Source organism: Rhodanobacter sp. FW106-PBR-R2A-2-24 (assembly GCF_058789615.1).
Genome location: NZ_JBYTBV010000002.1, coordinates 703,435 through 717,139, shown reverse-complemented (window position 1 = coordinate 717,139; position 13,705 = coordinate 703,435). Strand labels below are relative to the sequence as shown.

Below are 13,705 nucleotides of genomic sequence, written 5' to 3'. Positions count from 1 at the left end.
ATCATACGGCGAGGCGGCCTAGGCTGCCTTCCCATGAAGCCGCTGCACGCCCGTTTCCGTCTGTTCTCGATGCGCCATCCGCGCCTGGCGCAGTGGCTGCAGGTGCTGGCGCTGTGCGCGTTCTGCTTTGCCTGCGATGCGCTGGCGCGCCGCTTCCGGCTGCCGCTGCCCGGCAGCGTGCTGGCGCTGGGGCTGCTGCTCCTGTTGCTGGCCACCGGCGTGCTGCCGCTGGCCAGCCTGCGCCGTGGCGCCGACTGGCTGCTGGCCGAGATGCTGCTGTTCTTCATCCCGGCGGTGATGGCGGTGTCGCAGCACATGGCGCTGCTGCGCAGCGAGGGCGTGCGCATCGTGGCGGTGATCCTGCTGGGCACCGTGCTGGTGATGGTCGCCACGGCCTTGCTGGTGGATCTGGTGTGGCGCTGGAGCCGCTGGCATGCGCGCTGAACTCGTCTCGCTGGCGTGGCTGGCGGCCACGCTGGGCGGTTATCGCCTGCTGAAACCGCTGTACCGGCGCCGACCGCGCTGGTGGACCTCGCCGCTGCTCACCGTGCCGCTGCTGCTGATCGCGCTGGGGCTGGCCTTCGGCATGAACTACGCGGCCTACATCCGCGACACGCATTGGCTGCTGGCGATGCTGGGGCCGGCCACGGCGGCGTTCGCGCTGCCGATCTGGCGCTACCGCGCGCTGATCCGCCAGCACTGGCCGGCGCTCGCGGCCGGCGTCATCGGCGGCAGTGTGGTGGCGATGTCCAGCGCCTGGGGCCTGGCCACCCTGTTCGGGCTGGACGGCACGGTGCGGCTCAGCATGGTGCCGCGTTCAATCACCACGCCGCTGGCGATGCTGGTGTCGGCCGACATCGGCGGCGTGCCCGAGCTCACCGCGTTGTTCGTCGTCATCACCGGTGTCGCCGGCATCGCGCTGGGCGAGCTGCTGCTGCGCTTCCTGCCGCTGCGCTCGGCGCTGGCGTGCGGCGCGCTGTTCGGCATGGGCGCGCACGGCGCCGGCACCGCCAAGGCCTGGGAGGTGGGCGCCACCGAGGGCACGGTGGCCAGCCTGGCGATGGTGATGTCCGGCCTCGTCAACGTGCTGGCGGCGCCCGGCGTGGCCTGGTTGCTGCGCTGATCCGGCGCGGGAAACGCCATGCGGCCTGACGCATGTCAGTGGCGGTTGTGTGCGGCTGGCTAGACTCGCCGTATCACCATTCAGCGAGGGGATGTCATGCACGAGGACACGCCGGCCGTTGGCCGCATCGAACGCCTGCGCGAGGGCTTCCGCGGCCATCTCGCGCGCGAGCTCGCGCATCCGCCGGCGGCGGTCTGGGCGATGCTCACCGCGTCGGACAAGCTGCCGCAATGGCTGGCCAGCGGCAGCATCGAAGCGCGCGTGGGCGGGGCCGTGCGCATCGACTTCGCCGACAGCGGCACGGTGATCGACAGCCGGCTGAGCGCCTGCGCGGACGGCCGCCTGCTGGAGTATTCCTGGAGCCACGGCAACGAGCCCTTGCGCCCGCTGCGTTGGGAACTCGCCGCCACCGCGCAGGGCACGCACCTGGCGCTCACCGTGGACACGCCGCCCGGCGAAGACGCCGCCAAGGCCTGTGCCGGTTTCGAAGGCCACCTGGAGATGCTCGCCGCGGCGCTCGAAGGCGTGCCGATCAAGTTCCCGTTCGACCTGTACCAGGCCGCTCGCGCGGCCTACCGCCGGCAGCTGGAAGCCTGATCGGCTACAGCGCGTCGTCCGACAGACGCGGCGACGCCGGCAGGCTGCCCGGCGCCATGGCACCACCGGAGATGATGAAGGCCATGGCCTGATCCATCGTCCAGTCGGTGGGCGTGAGCTCGTCCATCGGCAACAGTTCGAGGTAGCCGCCGGTGGGGTTGGGCGTGGTGGGGATGTAGACCGCCGCCATCTCGCGGCCGGTGCCTTCCTCGAGCAGGGTACGGGTGACGAAACCGACCGTCTTCATGCCGCGGCGCGGGAATTCCACCAGCACCACGCGCTGCGTGCCGCCCGGCTTGTTCTGCAGCACCGACATCAGCTTTTTGGTGCCGCCGTAGATGGTGTGCACCACGGGGATGCGCTGCAGCAGGCCGTCGAAGGCATCCAGCACGCGCTGGCCGATCACCCGGTTCGCCAGCCAGCCCAGCACATACAGCGCGACCAGGGTCACCAGCAGGGCGAACACGAACACCAGGCCGCGCTGGTTGAGCGCATCGGCGGTATGCGGCGCAAGCAGGGCCAGCAACTCCACCATCGCCGACACCAGCGGCGCGCCGATGCCGGCCAGCAGGCCGAGCACGAACTTGAATACCAGGATGGTCACCCACAGCGGCAGAAAGGTCAGCAGGCCGGTGATGAGGTAGCGTTTGAGGCGCAGTGGGGGCATGGCGTGTCCGTGGATGTCAAAGCGCGGCCATTGTAGGGCGTGGACTGCCGTGTGGCTGTGGTGAAAAAGCCACATTCAGCCAGTGGCGGCGCCATGGCCTCGTCGGGCTCATGCCTCGACCTGATTAGCAATGAAGCTCAGCCGTCGACACCTCGCCGTTCGCCCTGAGCGTAGGCCCGCAGGGCCGAAGTCGAAGGGTGGCCGCGTGCGTGCGCTTCGACTTCGCTTGCTGTCGCAAGCTACGCTCAGCGCGAACGGTTTTTCAGCTGAGCCTTGTCGCTAATCAGGTACCTCGAAGCGTTGCGGACGTTCGGAGATCGGGGTATCGCCATCTTCCCCGAAGGGCATGGTGTTCGACGCTGCGCCGGTACGGGTTGCCGGTGCCGTCGTGCCGTGTTTCGCCGTGACAACGGTCATGACCAGGGTCAGCAGGGTTCCCTGCCTGCACCGTTTGATCCGCGTTGAGCGGGTGCGGTATTCCGTGCAGCGAATTGACGATGGTGTCGAACTTGGCTTAGGCTGCGCCTAACACGGCCCCTCTCGACGATGCTGCGCAAGCGGCAAAGTTGCTGAGGGGTTTTTCATGCCTGCGTGTCGGCTATGGCCAGCGGGCCTGCCAGTCGGCCGGGACGCCCATGTTGTCCAGGCCCAGTCCGAGCGGCGCCAGATCGGGAAATGCCAGCAGGTGATCGCGCAGGCGCGACGGCCAGCTTGAGCGCGGGCAGACGTGGCCGAGCAAATGGCGACTCATGCAGAGCAGCAGGAAGCAGCGCGAACGCATCTGCGCATTCGCTGCGAACGGCGCCAGCCAGGGCAGTTCCTCCACGGCGGGCAGGCGGGGCTGGTCCACGATGTTGCGATTCCACAGCCGGCCGTGGTGGGCGCAAACATTGCGCAGGTAATTCAGGCTGCGCAGCCAGGTGGCGAAGATGCGCCCGTTGGCGATGCCGTAGCGGCGGGATATTTCATCCTGTTCAATTTCACGCATGCCGCCGTAGAGCGTGGAGAGGGTGCCGAAATCCCAGGTTTCGCAGGCGACCCAGATGGCCAGCGGCACGCCGTACCGTGCCTTGTTGTGGCGCACGAACTCCTCGCGCGAACGGTTGATCAGCTGTGCATGGCACCCCAGCCAGGCGTGTTGCCGGCTGAGGCCGGTATTCGGGTCGAGCGCGGTGCTGAAGCTTGCGTGGAACAGTTCGGGCCGGAGGTAGGCGAAGGCGTCCAGCCGGCCGAGTGTGTGGGAAATATCCACGCGCAGAGCAATTTCCAGACGCTCCAGCGCGTCCATGGCCAGCATGCGCAGCCGCTTGTCGAAGATGTACAGGTCGATGGCGCGCTGGAAACTGGTGCCGGGCTTGAAGGTGTCCAGCGCCAGCGTTTCGACCTTGAGCCGCTGTGGCCGCCTGCCGGCCTCGTCCAGCACGATGGCCGCACCACTGCGTTCGCGGAAGGCGAACCAGTAGCCGCTGAGCCGGTAGTAGCCGATGCGGTGCAGGTAGTCCGCCGCCAGTTCGCGGTCGTCGATGCGCATGCCGCGCGCTTCGAGTTGCGCGAGTTGGTCGAAGTAGCTCTTCCATGGCTTGGGGTAGCTCATACATGCATCCTCGCGAAAAGCACCTACACCCAGCGCAACCGCTCCACCGCGAAGGCGCCGTCCTTGTCCAGCCTGTTGCCCAGCTTGCGCAGGTGGTTGAAGGTGTCCTGCCCGCGTTCGCGGCCCACCATGAACACCGGGCCGTAGTCGGCGTGGCGGGCGGTGGCCTTGTCCACTTCCTCAAGCTTGCCCCACAAGTGGTTGCCCTTGACCTCCACGAGCGCGATGCCGCCCGGCGTCTCGCGCTCATGCAGGCTCACCACGAAGTCGGGGTAGAAGCCGGTGCCGTCGTCCCAGCGGTACAGGCCCAGCGCCTCGGCCTTGCGCGCGTCGGACGGGTTGCGGTGCCACCAGCGCACCAGAGGGCTTTCGTCCAGCAGGTCGGCGATGGCCTGCTCGTCCTCGTTCAAGTCGGTGGGCAGCACGCCGTACAGCGCGCGGCGGGCGGCGGGCAGGCGCGTGTCGCTGTGTAGCTCGGCGGGCAGGGGCGTGTCCACGTCCACGATCTGGTCGTGGCGCAGGCGCTTGTAGGCGGTGGCCAGCAGGTGCGGGTGACGCACCAGCACCAGGTCGAGCTGCTGCATCAGCGCCTCTTCGTCGTCTGGCACTTCAGCGCCGGTGCGCTCGATGGCCTGGCGGAAACGCTCCAGCAGGCGCAGCTGCAGCTCGCGGTCGTTGGATTCCTGCAGGCGCAGGCGGATCTGCTCGGCGCGCTCAGCCACCGCCTCGGGTGCCAACTCGGCGAAGATGTCCTGGCCGTCCTCGCCCACATGCTGGCCGCCGAACAGATCCTGCTCCTCGCGGCTCACGCGGGCGCGGGTGCGCGTGCGGCTGTTCAGCACCTCGCCGCTGAAATCCACGAAATCCGCCAGCCGCGCCTCGAAGTCGGTGGGTGCGGGCGGCAGGCGCTCGCTGCGCAGCAGGGCGGGCGCGTCCGTGCGGCGCGGGTAGCGGTGCATGCTCGGCTGACTGAGCGCGAACAGCGCGGGGCTGGAAACGCGCAACGCGGCGGAAGTCGGCGTGGCCGCGTCGGCGTGGCCGCCGGCCAGTTGCAGTAGGTTTTGCGCGGCGGGCGTCCACAGCGCGCGCTCGGTGCCGGCCAGCTCGCCGCTGCCGTCGTCGGGCGCGGGTGTGGCCGTGCCCACGGTCTGCGCGCCCTGCGACGTCACCAACAGGGCCAGCGGCTCGCCGCTGCGTGCCACTTGCACGGCTTGCTGGTCGCCGATCACGGTGATGACGGTTTGCGTGCCCAGCTCCGGCGCGCGTGTGGTCAGCGCGTTGATCTCGGCGCCGGCATCGAGCAGACCCTCCTGCGACTGCGCGTTGGCGAGAAACACGTAGCCCAGGTTCAGTGCCTCGGGCAGGTCGTCGCGCGCCTGCAGCAGCGCGTGGCGGCGCACGATGCGGCCGATCACCTGCACGCCGAAACCTTTGTCGCGCGCGCCGCGCAGCGCCGCCAGGGTGAACGCGCGTGGTGCGTCGAAGCCCAGCGCCACCGCCATCTTGAAGATCAGCACCTCCACCGTGGGGTCGTTGGCCAGCGCGAGCAGGTCGGGGTCGGGCTCGGCGGCGGTGTGCACGCGCACCGCGCTGTCGGCGAAGCCCAGCGTGTCCACCAGATGGCGGCGCGCGGCCTCCTGCGCCTTGGCGCCGTCGGGCACCTGCACCAGCATCAGCGGCGTCAGCGCCACGCCGGCTTGCTGCAACTCGCTTTGGATATGTCGGTGCATGGCCGCGCATTCGCGCAGCGCCAGATGCTCGAAATCCACCAGTTGCGCGGTGTCGCCGTCCTTGGCCAGAAAGCGCACCGTGCGCACGCCGCGCTTGAGCAGGCCGGCTTCCACCGCGTCGAAGCGGCTCACCGAGGCCCAGTCGGCCGGCGTGCCCACGCGGTAGCCGGTGTCGTGCTCGAAGGTCTGCGCGTCGGCGTCGCGCGGGGTGGCGGTCATCATCAGCGTGTAGTCGGGCTTCAGCACCTCGGCGAAGAACGCGCGCGCCTGCGCCGCCTTGTGGAAACCGTGGTGCGCCTCGTCCACCACGCAGCCGATGCGCAGGCCGTCCATGCGCGCCTGGTCGATCAAGGCATCCAGCGACTGGCCGTCGTCGCCCTTGCTGCGCGCGCGACGGCTGTCCGCGTTGCGCGCGGCCACCGTGCCCCAGGTGGTGACGAACACGCCGCCGCGATCCACTGCGCCCAGCCGGCGGTCGCTGTCCAGATCCAGCAGGCGCAGCGCAGGCGCATGCGCGGCCAGCACCGCGCGCGACTGCGCCACCAGCCCGGCGAAGGGCGCGAACCAGAACCACAGCACGCGCTCGTCGCGTGAGAGGCGTTGCAGCGCCTCCACCGCGATCACGGTCTTGCCTGCGCCGGTGGGCGCCTGCAGCACCAGCGCGCCGTCGCGCTGGCGCGCCGCGTCGCGGGTGGCTTCGTCCATCTGGCGCAGGCCGTCGTACAGCGCCCGCACATTGGCGAAGCGGGCCACGATGCCGGCGCACACTTCTTCCTGAAATTTTTTGAGGTTCAGCATGTCAGCGTCCAAAGCGTGCGCGCAGGGATTGCGGGATGGCGTGCAGATCGGCCACCTCGGCCAGCTCGTGCAGGCGCTCGGGCGACCAGCAGTAGACCGTGGGGTGTGGATTTATTGAAGAGTGCGGCGATGGATCGCCGCTTTTTGACGTTTGCGCGCAGGGATGCGCGCACGAGTACACCTGCAGCCACTCGCGCAGTTGCGCCACATGCGTCTCGCGGAAATCGGCGAGATAAGCCAGCGCGCCGTCGGCGGCGAAGCCGCCGCCCGGCCACGGGATCAGCGGGCGACGATGCAGCAGCAATAGCGCGTGCCACACCTCGGCATGTTCGATCTTCAGCGCCAGCCGGTGCGGCGGGATGCGCCGCGCGCGCAGGTAGGCGAAGCCGCCGCCCAGGCCGTCGACGGATTCGCCCTTGGCGTTGACGTAGCCGCCCAGCACGCGGCGCACGCGCTCGGCGCAGACGTCGCGGCAGAGGTTCTTCTCCGGCTCCTCGGCGGTGGCCTCGGTGCTGGAAACGAGGATAAAGCGGCGCTCGCCGCCGTCTTCGGCATTGAGTTTGGCGACGGCATGGGCGGTGGTGCCGGAGCCGGCGAAGAAGTCGAGGACGGTGTCGTCCGGCTTGAGCGCGATCTGCAACACGCGTTCGATCAGGCGCACCGGCTTGGGCGTGTCGAACGCGGTCTGGGTGCCGAAGATCGACTGGATTTCCTTGCGAGCTTCGTCGGTATGGCCGACTTCTTCGTGGGGCCACCAAGTCCAGGGGACGAGCCCGGCAGATTCGGAGAGGAACATTTTGCGGCGCGGCACGCCATTGCCATCGGCGCCAAACCAAAGTCGATTGTCGGCAATCTCTGCATTGAGCGTCGTCTCAACGACTTTCCAGCAGTTGCCATCCGGTGGCGAGTGGCGATTGCCGTTTGGGCTGACAATCTCGTACATCTGATTGGGCCTGAAGCCTTGGGCCAACAGTGAAACGGATTGCCAGGAACCACGCGGATCGTTGTCGGGGTTTTTAAACAGCTTTCGCTGCTTGTCTTCCAGCGGAAGCGTGTTCCGTGTTTCCTTGAACAAGGACGGATCGCGAGCGTAGACCAGCAGGTATTCGTGCGCGTCGCCTATGGCTTCCCGGTTCTCGCGCGAATAACGCTTCTGCCAGATGCACGTGGCGACGTGGCCGCCATCCCCAAACACCTCATCCATCAACATCCCCAGCCGGAACAGCTCGTTGTCGTCGATGGAGACGAAGATCACGCCATCGTCCGCGAGCAGGTCTTTCGCCAGCCGCAGCCGCTTGTACATGAACTCCAGCCACAGCGAGTGGCGGAAGCGGTGGCTCTTGTCCACGAAGCGGTCGTTGTAGACGAAGTCGCGGTTGCCGGTGTTGTAGGGCGGGTCGATGTAGATGCAGCGGATGCGCCCGGCGTGGCTCATGCGCAGCGCGCGCAGCGCGTCGTAGTTGTCGCCCTCGATGATGAGGTTGTGCCAGGGCGCCTCGCCGTGGCTCGCGGCGGCGTCCAGCTCCAGCGCCACGTAGTCCGCGTTCACCGCCGCGTCGGCGTCGATGGCCTCGCGCTCCCACACCAGGCCGAGTTGGCGCTCGGCGTCGCGGCGTTCGAGCAGGCGGATGAGCGCGTCCTTGTCGAGATGCGAGTAGTTGGGCAAAGCCGATTCCTTGAGCGGTTGGGGGCGGCGGCGCGGCAAGGCGCCATCCAGGCGGGGCGGGCGCTGCGTCAGCGCAGCCGCTTGGGCGCGGGTTTGGCGCCGGCGCCGATCAGCAGCATCTCCATCTGCGCTTCCAGGCGGATGACGCGCTCGGTCAGCGATTCGATCCGGGTTTGCTGGGCGGCGAGGGTTTCGGCCTGCTGGGTGATGCGGCCTTCCATCTGGATGATGGTGGTGAGCGCGTTCCAGATCGTCTGTGCGCCGCCCATTACAGTCGCTTCCCGCGGCGAGCGGGCCGGCTGGCTGGCGCGACGGCGGCGGAAAGCTCCATGGCGTCGATGCGCGCATTGCTGGCGGCGATACGCGCGAAGGCCGCGTCCATGACGACCATGGAACGCTGCGCCGAGGCTTGCGCGGCTTCGGCCAGCGCGACGAGGTCGACGTCGGCGGGCATGTATTGGGCGGCGCCGCTGCGCATCAGCTCGGAGACGGTCATTTCCAGCCGCTTGGCCTTGGCGACGATGGCGCGCTTTTCCTGCGGCGTGGCCTGCACCACGATGCGTTCGATGGCGGCGTTCATGCGCGGCTCCCAGCGGTTGGCGGTCATGTCCATGGTATGTACACATGGGGTTGCCCGCAAGCCGGATGGCCGGTGCCTGCAGTGTCCGCCATCGCGCCGGCATGGGCGCGACGGCGGACGTCTGGCGCGTCAGGCGTCCTTGACGCTGTGCGAGATGCGCTTCACGCGGTGCAGGGTGTTCTTGTCGACGTGGTGCATGGACTGGCCGGTGGCGGCGAGCTTGAGCGTGAGCTTGGAAACGTAGCTGAAGCTGCCGTCGTCGTGGAGGGTGAACACGCTCTCGAAGGCGGTGGCGGCGGCGCGCTCCAGCAGGTACTTGTTCTGCACCAGGCCGTAGGAGGGCGAACCGGGGTCGGCCTTGAAGGTGAGCACCTTGCTCTCGGGCGTGGCGTCGCCGCCGGCCAGGATGGCCAGGCCGCGCGGCACCGCGAAGCAGCGCAGCACCTGCCCGGTGGCCTTCTCCCACAGCAGGTAACCCACCTCGTCGTGGAAGGGATCCATGGCCTCCTCGCCGTGGCGCCAGGCGGTCATCTCGTAGTTCAGGCCTTCCAGCGTCTGCTTGCCGTTCTCGACCACCGGGATGGGATGGAAGTGGGCAACCTCGAAATAGCTGGTTTCGGCCGTCTCGTCGTCCTTGTTGTGATAGGAAATGTCGATGCCGGCATTGCCTTCCCACTCGCCGACCAGTGCCGCCAGCGGGCCCAGCTTGCTCATGTTGCGCATGATTTACCCTCCTCGTGGAATGGTGGCCCGCATCCGGAAACGCGGGCGACAGAGCCAATGGATGGCGTGGATGACCGCCATAGATACCGCCTGTGCGCGGCAAGCTGGCGTGAAATCGGTTCGGCGCCGGTGAAGAATTCCCGGGCTCTCAGGCGCGGCGGCGGCTGCGCCGAAGGGTCTTGCGGTACAGCCGGCGCAGGCCGTACAGCGCCACCAGCGCCCAGGCGGCCAGGCTGACGTAGACGCCGATGGCCGGGATGGCGCGCAGGAAGCCCAAGTCGAGCGCGCGCGCCAGCTCCCAGGTGCCCACGGTGTACATGCCGATGGGAAATACGATGTCCCAGTCGTCCGTCTCGTAGCGCAGCGGCACGTGCCGCCACAGGTGGCGCCAGGCTTCCAGGATCACCAGCAGCGGTATCCACCAGCTGGCAGTGGCCCAGAAGAACACGGTGAAACCCTTCACGAAGGGCAGCAGCGCCTGCACGGGACTGGCGGCGGGCGCATGGGTGACGATCAGGCTGCCGGCCAGGGTGGTGATGGCCAGCGCACCCATGTCGATCCAGTACGGCGGGGTGAACTGGCGCGCGCGCAGCGGGAAAAACACCATGCGGTACACCACCAGGGTGATGATGAGCAGGTACAGCGCCGCGCCCAGCATGTACAGCGACAGCGCGACGAAGGTCAGCACACCGTCGTGGCCATCGGCCAGCAGGGTGAGCAGGCCCGACAGCGCCTGCGTGGATACCACCGCCACCAGCCAGCCGCCGTTGATGGAGCGGGTGAAGCCGGGCTTGAAGCGCGCGGTGATGGTGGCGGCGAAGAACAGGTAGGTGAGCGCCAGCCACAGCAGCGCGCCGAACCCGGCCAGGGCCATGGCCAGTGCCGGCAGCGGGCGCACCAGTACGCACTGGCTGCCCAGCAGGCAGGTGGCGGCGGCCAGGGTGAGAAAGCCCGCGCCGCGCGAGGGGTCGGTGAAATCGGCAAGCACTTCGGTGCGGAAACACGCCAGCCGCCACACGCTGAGCGCCAGCAGCCAGGCATAGGCGACGAGGTTGAACGCGAACAGCGCCCGCGCCACGCCCGGCATGCCGTGTTGGCCGGCGTCGATGGAGACGATGCCGGTGGCCATCACCAGCGCGAAGCAGCCCGGCGCCAGGAGACGCACGCGCAGCCGCAGGTTGTCCGCCAGGCTCATGCGGCGATTATGCGCGGCGTGCGCGTCGTCGACGGGTGAGGTGTGACTTTTCCCGCGTCCGCGCGAATCATGCAGGCAACATGGGAAAACGCGGATCGACATGCGACATCGGGCGGAGCAGCAGGCATTCGAGGCGCTGTGGCGCGAGCACCGGGGCATCGCGCTCAAGGTGGCCGGCGTCTACGCGCGCGGCGTGGAGGATCGCCGCGACCTGGTGCAGGAAATCGCCGCGCAGCTGTGGCGCTCGTTTGCCAGCTTCGACGCGCGCAAGGCGAAGTTCGGCACCTGGTTCTATCGCATCGCCTTGAACGTGGCGATCTCGCACCTGCGCCGCAGCGGCGAGGGGCAGGGCCGCGTCGAGCCGCTGGACGAAGACCACCTGGAAACCATCGCCGGCGAACCCGCGGCCGAGCCGGACGAACGCCTCGCCGCGCTGCACGCCTTCATCGGTGGGCTCGATGCGCTCAACCGCGCGCTGATCCTGCTGTACCTGGAGGACAAGAGCTACGCCGAGATCGCCGAGGTGCTCGGCATCAGCGCCAGCAACGTGGCCACCAAGATCAATCGCGTCAAACACACGCTGCGCGGCCAGATGGTCGTCGCGGCCACCACCGGAGCATGACGATGGAACTCGATGAGATGAAGCTGGCGTGGCAGGCCATGGGGCAGCAGTTGGAGCGGCAGAATGTGCTGCAGCTGGAGCAGTTGCGACAGGGGCGCGCCGACCGTCTGCACCGGCACTTGCGACCGCTGGCATGGGGGCAATCGCTGCTCATCGCGCTGGGCGTCGCCCTCATGCTGTGGGGCATCAGCTTCTGGTCGACGCATTTGGACATCTGGCAGGCGGTGGTGTGCGGCGTCTTCATGCAACTGTTCGGCACGCTGGCCTTTGCCTTCCCGATCCGCTTGCTGGTGATGCAGCAGGGCATCGACTACGCCGCGCCGGTGCTGGACATCCAGCGCCGCCTCGCACGGATGCGCGCCTGGCGGGTGAAGGTGGAGGCGCCGGTATTCGCGGTGCTGGGCGGCGTGGTCTGGATACCGGCCTTGTTGATGGAGGCACAGTACGAAGGAGATTCCTTCGGGCTGAATCCGTGGCAGTACATGCGGCCCGGTGCGATGGCATGGCTGCTGTTGAGTGTGGGTGCTGCGGTGGGCCTGGTGTTCCTGGCCCGCTTCGTGGTGCGCCGGCTGGGCCATGGTCGCTGGCTGGAAAACAGCCTGGCGGGCGGCTCCATCGTCAAGGCCGAGACGGCGCTGGCGGAGATGGCGCGTTTCGAGCGGGAGGCTTGAGGCGTAGAGCGCCCCCCTCACCCCAACCCTCTCCCCCAAGCGGAGCTTGGGGGAGAGGGAGACAAGCGGCATGCTCTTCCCGAGTCCCGAGTCCCGAGTCCCGGCCTCACCGTGCCCTGGGCTTCAAGCGCACGTAGATCTGCTTGCGCACGCGGGCAACAACTTCGCCTGCGGCGGTGACGATGTCGGTGTCGAACCAGCGCAGCACTTTCTCGCCGCCGGCGGCGGCCTGGCGCAGTTCATCGAGCGTGGCGTCGTCCATGTGGAAGCTGGCGTAGACGTCCTCGCGGCCGGGCGCCACAAAGTCGATGCTGCCGGCCTTGTCCCACACGTAGTAGTCGGGGCCGAGCCGGTGCATCGCCAGCAGCATCCAGAACGGGTCGACCATGGCGAACAGGTTGCCGCCGAACTGGCTCTTGACGTAGTTGCGGTTCCACGGGCGCAGGCGCAGGGCGACCCTGGCCTGCGCGTAGTCGTCGCTGAGCGCGACGAGGCGGATGCTGTTGACGAGGAACGGCGGCCACAGGTTCATCAGCCGGCGGAAGGTGGAGGCGCGCATGGGCAAGTCGGGAGGTGGGGGTGAGTGGTGCGGCCGTGGGGTGGCGGCGATCGGGTGTTTCGCGCGGAGTTTGAGGCGAAAGGCGCCCCCTCTCCCCAGCCCTCGCCCCCGACGGGGAAGCCGTTGGGAGAGGGGAGATAACAAGCGGCGGGCTCTTCCCGAATCCCGAATGACTCGTCGCATCAGCGACTTGCCCTGCGGGCCATCGGCTGCGCCGATGTTCGCTACGGCATCCTGCCTGCGCAGTCCGAATCCCGAATCCCGCTCAAAACAGCAGCGAGGCCATCTTGCGGCGGTAGCGGCCGACCAGTTCGGCGTCGTCCAGGGTGGCGAAGGCGGCCAGCAGGCGCTTCCTGGCGGCGCCGTCGTTCCAGTCGCGGGCCTTTTCCAGGAGATGCAGGAACTGGTCGAGGCCGGCGGCGGGGTCGTTGCCCAGCAGCAGGCGCACACCGAGCAGGTCGCGGGCTTCCCAGTCCTGCGCGTTGGCCTGCAGGCGCTGTTCCAGGTCGGCCTGCGCGGGCGCGTCCCGCAGCGTGCGCGCCAACTCCAGCTGGTTGCGCAGGCGCACGGCGCGGGCGTCGGTGGCGAGATTGGCGGGCAGGGCGTCGAGTTCGAGGGCGGCCTCGTCGCTGCGGCCGGCTTGCGCCAGCGCCACGGCGAGGTCGAGCTTCAGCTCGGTCTTGTCCGGCTCGGCGGCGATGGCCTGTTGCAGGCGGTTGATGGCGGCTTCGGGTGTTTCGGCGGGCGCCTCGGCGGGTTCCTCCGCGGCTTCCTGCAACTGCACGTGGCGCGACAGGAACTCGCGCAGCTGCGCCAGTGGCAACGCGCCGGAGAAGCCGTCGGCGATCTCGCCGCCCTTCACCAGCACCACGGTGGGCACACTGCGGATGCCGAACATCGCGGCGAGCTGCTGGTTCTTGTCCACGTCCACCTTGCCCAGCCGGAACGCGCCCTTGTAGTCGGCGGCGAGCTGTTCCAGCAGCGGGCCCAGCGTCTTGCACGGGCCGCACCAGGTGGCCCAGAAGTCCACTAGCACGGGCGTGTCCAGCGAGGCGTTGATGACATCGGCCTCGAAGTTCTGTTCGGTGACGTCGAAGACGTGCGTGTCGGCGGTGGTGGCGGTCACGGCGGGTTCCGGGGCGTTGGCGGGATGAAGGCTGCCGAAATGGGTGCGCCGCCC

Annotated in this window: 15 protein-coding genes; 5 read left to right on the top strand and 10 right to left on the bottom strand. The window is 68.4% G+C overall.

Going from position 1 to position 13,705, the window contains the following annotated elements; translation table 11 throughout:
- Positions 1-33: 33 nt before the first annotated feature.
- The 3 genes from AC3WQA_RS04480 (at position 34) to AC3WQA_RS04470 (ending at position 1,720) form a co-directional block, all read left to right on the top strand.
- Positions 34-444: a CidA/LrgA family protein gene (locus tag AC3WQA_RS04480; RefSeq protein WP_492673887.1), complete on the top strand. Its 411-nt coding sequence runs from the start codon at positions 34-36 to the stop codon at positions 442-444.
- Positions 434-1,123 (top strand): LrgB family protein, encoded by a 690-nt coding sequence (locus tag AC3WQA_RS04475; RefSeq protein ID WP_492673886.1) that lies wholly within the window; start codon positions 434-436, stop codon positions 1,121-1,123. Before AC3WQA_RS04480 ends, AC3WQA_RS04475 begins: the two co-directional genes overlap by 11 nt.
- Positions 1,124-1,219: 96 nt before the next feature.
- Complete coding sequence (locus tag AC3WQA_RS04470) at positions 1,220-1,720, top strand: SRPBCC family protein (RefSeq protein WP_492673885.1); 501 nt, start codon at positions 1,220-1,222, stop codon at positions 1,718-1,720.
- Between the two features lie 4 nt (positions 1,721-1,724).
- On the opposite strand, the gene AC3WQA_RS04465 is transcribed toward AC3WQA_RS04470, so the two are convergent.
- The 8 genes from AC3WQA_RS04465 to AC3WQA_RS04430 form a co-directional block, all read right to left on the bottom strand.
- Positions 1,725-2,387 carry a DUF502 domain-containing protein gene (locus AC3WQA_RS04465; protein WP_492673884.1) on the bottom strand — a complete coding sequence of 221 codons (663 nt, stop codon included), beginning with the start codon at positions 2,385-2,387 and terminating at the stop codon, positions 1,725-1,727.
- A 598-nt stretch (positions 2,388-2,985) separates the two neighbouring features.
- Positions 2,986-3,981: an Abi family protein gene (locus tag AC3WQA_RS04460; RefSeq protein WP_492673883.1), complete on the bottom strand. Its 996-nt coding sequence runs from the start codon at positions 3,979-3,981 to the stop codon at positions 2,986-2,988.
- A 23-nt stretch (positions 3,982-4,004) separates the two neighbouring features.
- Complete coding sequence (locus tag AC3WQA_RS04455) at positions 4,005-6,509, bottom strand: DEAD/DEAH box helicase (RefSeq protein ID WP_492673882.1); 2,505 nt, start codon at positions 6,507-6,509, stop codon at positions 4,005-4,007.
- A 1-nt stretch (position 6,510) separates the two neighbouring features.
- Complete coding sequence (locus tag AC3WQA_RS04450) at positions 6,511-8,175, bottom strand: site-specific DNA-methyltransferase (RefSeq protein ID WP_492676316.1); 1,665 nt, start codon at positions 8,173-8,175, stop codon at positions 6,511-6,513.
- 68 nt (positions 8,176-8,243) lie between these two features.
- The gene (locus tag AC3WQA_RS04445) at positions 8,244-8,444 is read right to left on the bottom strand and encodes a hypothetical protein (protein WP_492673881.1); all 201 of its coding nucleotides are present in this window, start codon (positions 8,442-8,444) and stop codon (positions 8,244-8,246) included.
- On the bottom strand, positions 8,444-8,755 hold the full coding sequence (locus tag AC3WQA_RS04440; RefSeq protein WP_492673880.1) for a hypothetical protein: 312 nt from the start codon (positions 8,753-8,755) through the stop codon (positions 8,444-8,446). Before AC3WQA_RS04440 ends, AC3WQA_RS04445 begins: the two co-directional genes overlap by 1 nt.
- A gap of 129 nt (positions 8,756-8,884) precedes the next feature.
- Complete coding sequence (locus AC3WQA_RS04435; protein WP_492673879.1) at positions 8,885-9,478, bottom strand: heme-binding beta-barrel domain-containing protein; 594 nt, start codon at positions 9,476-9,478, stop codon at positions 8,885-8,887.
- A 148-nt stretch (positions 9,479-9,626) separates the two neighbouring features.
- Positions 9,627-10,673 carry a tellurite resistance/C4-dicarboxylate transporter family protein gene (locus AC3WQA_RS04430; RefSeq protein WP_492673878.1) on the bottom strand — a complete coding sequence of 349 codons (1,047 nt, stop codon included), beginning with the start codon at positions 10,671-10,673 and terminating at the stop codon, positions 9,627-9,629.
- Positions 10,674-10,773: 100 nt separating this feature from the next.
- On the opposite strand from AC3WQA_RS04430, the gene AC3WQA_RS04425 reads away from it, so the two are divergent.
- Together AC3WQA_RS04425 and AC3WQA_RS04420 are read left to right on the top strand one after the other, a co-directional pair.
- A complete protein-coding gene (locus tag AC3WQA_RS04425) occupies positions 10,774-11,295 on the top strand; it encodes an RNA polymerase sigma factor (RefSeq protein WP_492673877.1) in 522 nt (173 codons plus the stop codon).
- A gap of 2 nt (positions 11,296-11,297) precedes the next feature.
- Positions 11,298-11,966 (top strand): hypothetical protein, encoded by a 669-nt coding sequence (locus tag AC3WQA_RS04420; protein WP_492673876.1) that lies wholly within the window; start codon positions 11,298-11,300, stop codon positions 11,964-11,966.
- Between the two features lie 106 nt (positions 11,967-12,072).
- Here the strand turns inward: AC3WQA_RS04420 and AC3WQA_RS04415 are convergent, their stop codons facing one another.
- Together AC3WQA_RS04415 and trxA are read right to left on the bottom strand one after the other, a co-directional pair.
- Complete coding sequence (locus AC3WQA_RS04415) at positions 12,073-12,525, bottom strand: DUF4442 domain-containing protein (RefSeq protein ID WP_492673875.1); 453 nt, start codon at positions 12,523-12,525, stop codon at positions 12,073-12,075.
- Between the two features lie 265 nt (positions 12,526-12,790).
- Positions 12,791-13,651, bottom strand: a complete 861-nt coding sequence (trxA, locus tag AC3WQA_RS04410) for a thioredoxin (RefSeq protein WP_492673874.1) — start codon at positions 13,649-13,651, stop codon at positions 12,791-12,793.
- Positions 13,652-13,705: the final 54 nt, after the last annotated feature.

Coding starts and splice junctions, on each gene's coding strand:
- AC3WQA_RS04480 (WP_492673887.1), top strand. CDS start 34: ATGAAGCCGCTGCACGCCCGTTTCCGTCTGTTCTCGATGCGCCATCCG.
- AC3WQA_RS04475 (WP_492673886.1), top strand. CDS start 434: ATGCGCGCTGAACTCGTCTCGCTGGCGTGGCTGGCGGCCACGCTGGGC.
- AC3WQA_RS04470 (WP_492673885.1), top strand. CDS start 1,220: ATGCACGAGGACACGCCGGCCGTTGGCCGCATCGAACGCCTGCGCGAG.
- AC3WQA_RS04465 (WP_492673884.1), bottom strand. CDS start 2,387: ATGCCCCCACTGCGCCTCAAACGCTACCTCATCACCGGCCTGCTGACC.
- AC3WQA_RS04460 (WP_492673883.1), bottom strand. CDS start 3,981: ATGAGCTACCCCAAGCCATGGAAGAGCTACTTCGACCAACTCGCGCAA.
- AC3WQA_RS04455 (WP_492673882.1), bottom strand. CDS start 6,509: ATGCTGAACCTCAAAAAATTTCAGGAAGAAGTGTGCGCCGGCATCGTG.
- AC3WQA_RS04445 (WP_492673881.1), bottom strand. CDS start 8,444: ATGGGCGGCGCACAGACGATCTGGAACGCGCTCACCACCATCATCCAG.
- AC3WQA_RS04440 (WP_492673880.1), bottom strand. CDS start 8,755: ATGAACGCCGCCATCGAACGCATCGTGGTGCAGGCCACGCCGCAGGAA.
- AC3WQA_RS04435 (WP_492673879.1), bottom strand. CDS start 9,478: ATGCGCAACATGAGCAAGCTGGGCCCGCTGGCGGCACTGGTCGGCGAG.
- AC3WQA_RS04430 (WP_492673878.1), bottom strand. CDS start 10,673: ATGAGCCTGGCGGACAACCTGCGGCTGCGCGTGCGTCTCCTGGCGCCG.
- AC3WQA_RS04425 (WP_492673877.1), top strand. CDS start 10,774: ATGCGACATCGGGCGGAGCAGCAGGCATTCGAGGCGCTGTGGCGCGAG.
- AC3WQA_RS04420 (WP_492673876.1), top strand. CDS start 11,298: ATGGAACTCGATGAGATGAAGCTGGCGTGGCAGGCCATGGGGCAGCAG.
- AC3WQA_RS04415 (WP_492673875.1), bottom strand. CDS start 12,525: ATGCGCGCCTCCACCTTCCGCCGGCTGATGAACCTGTGGCCGCCGTTC.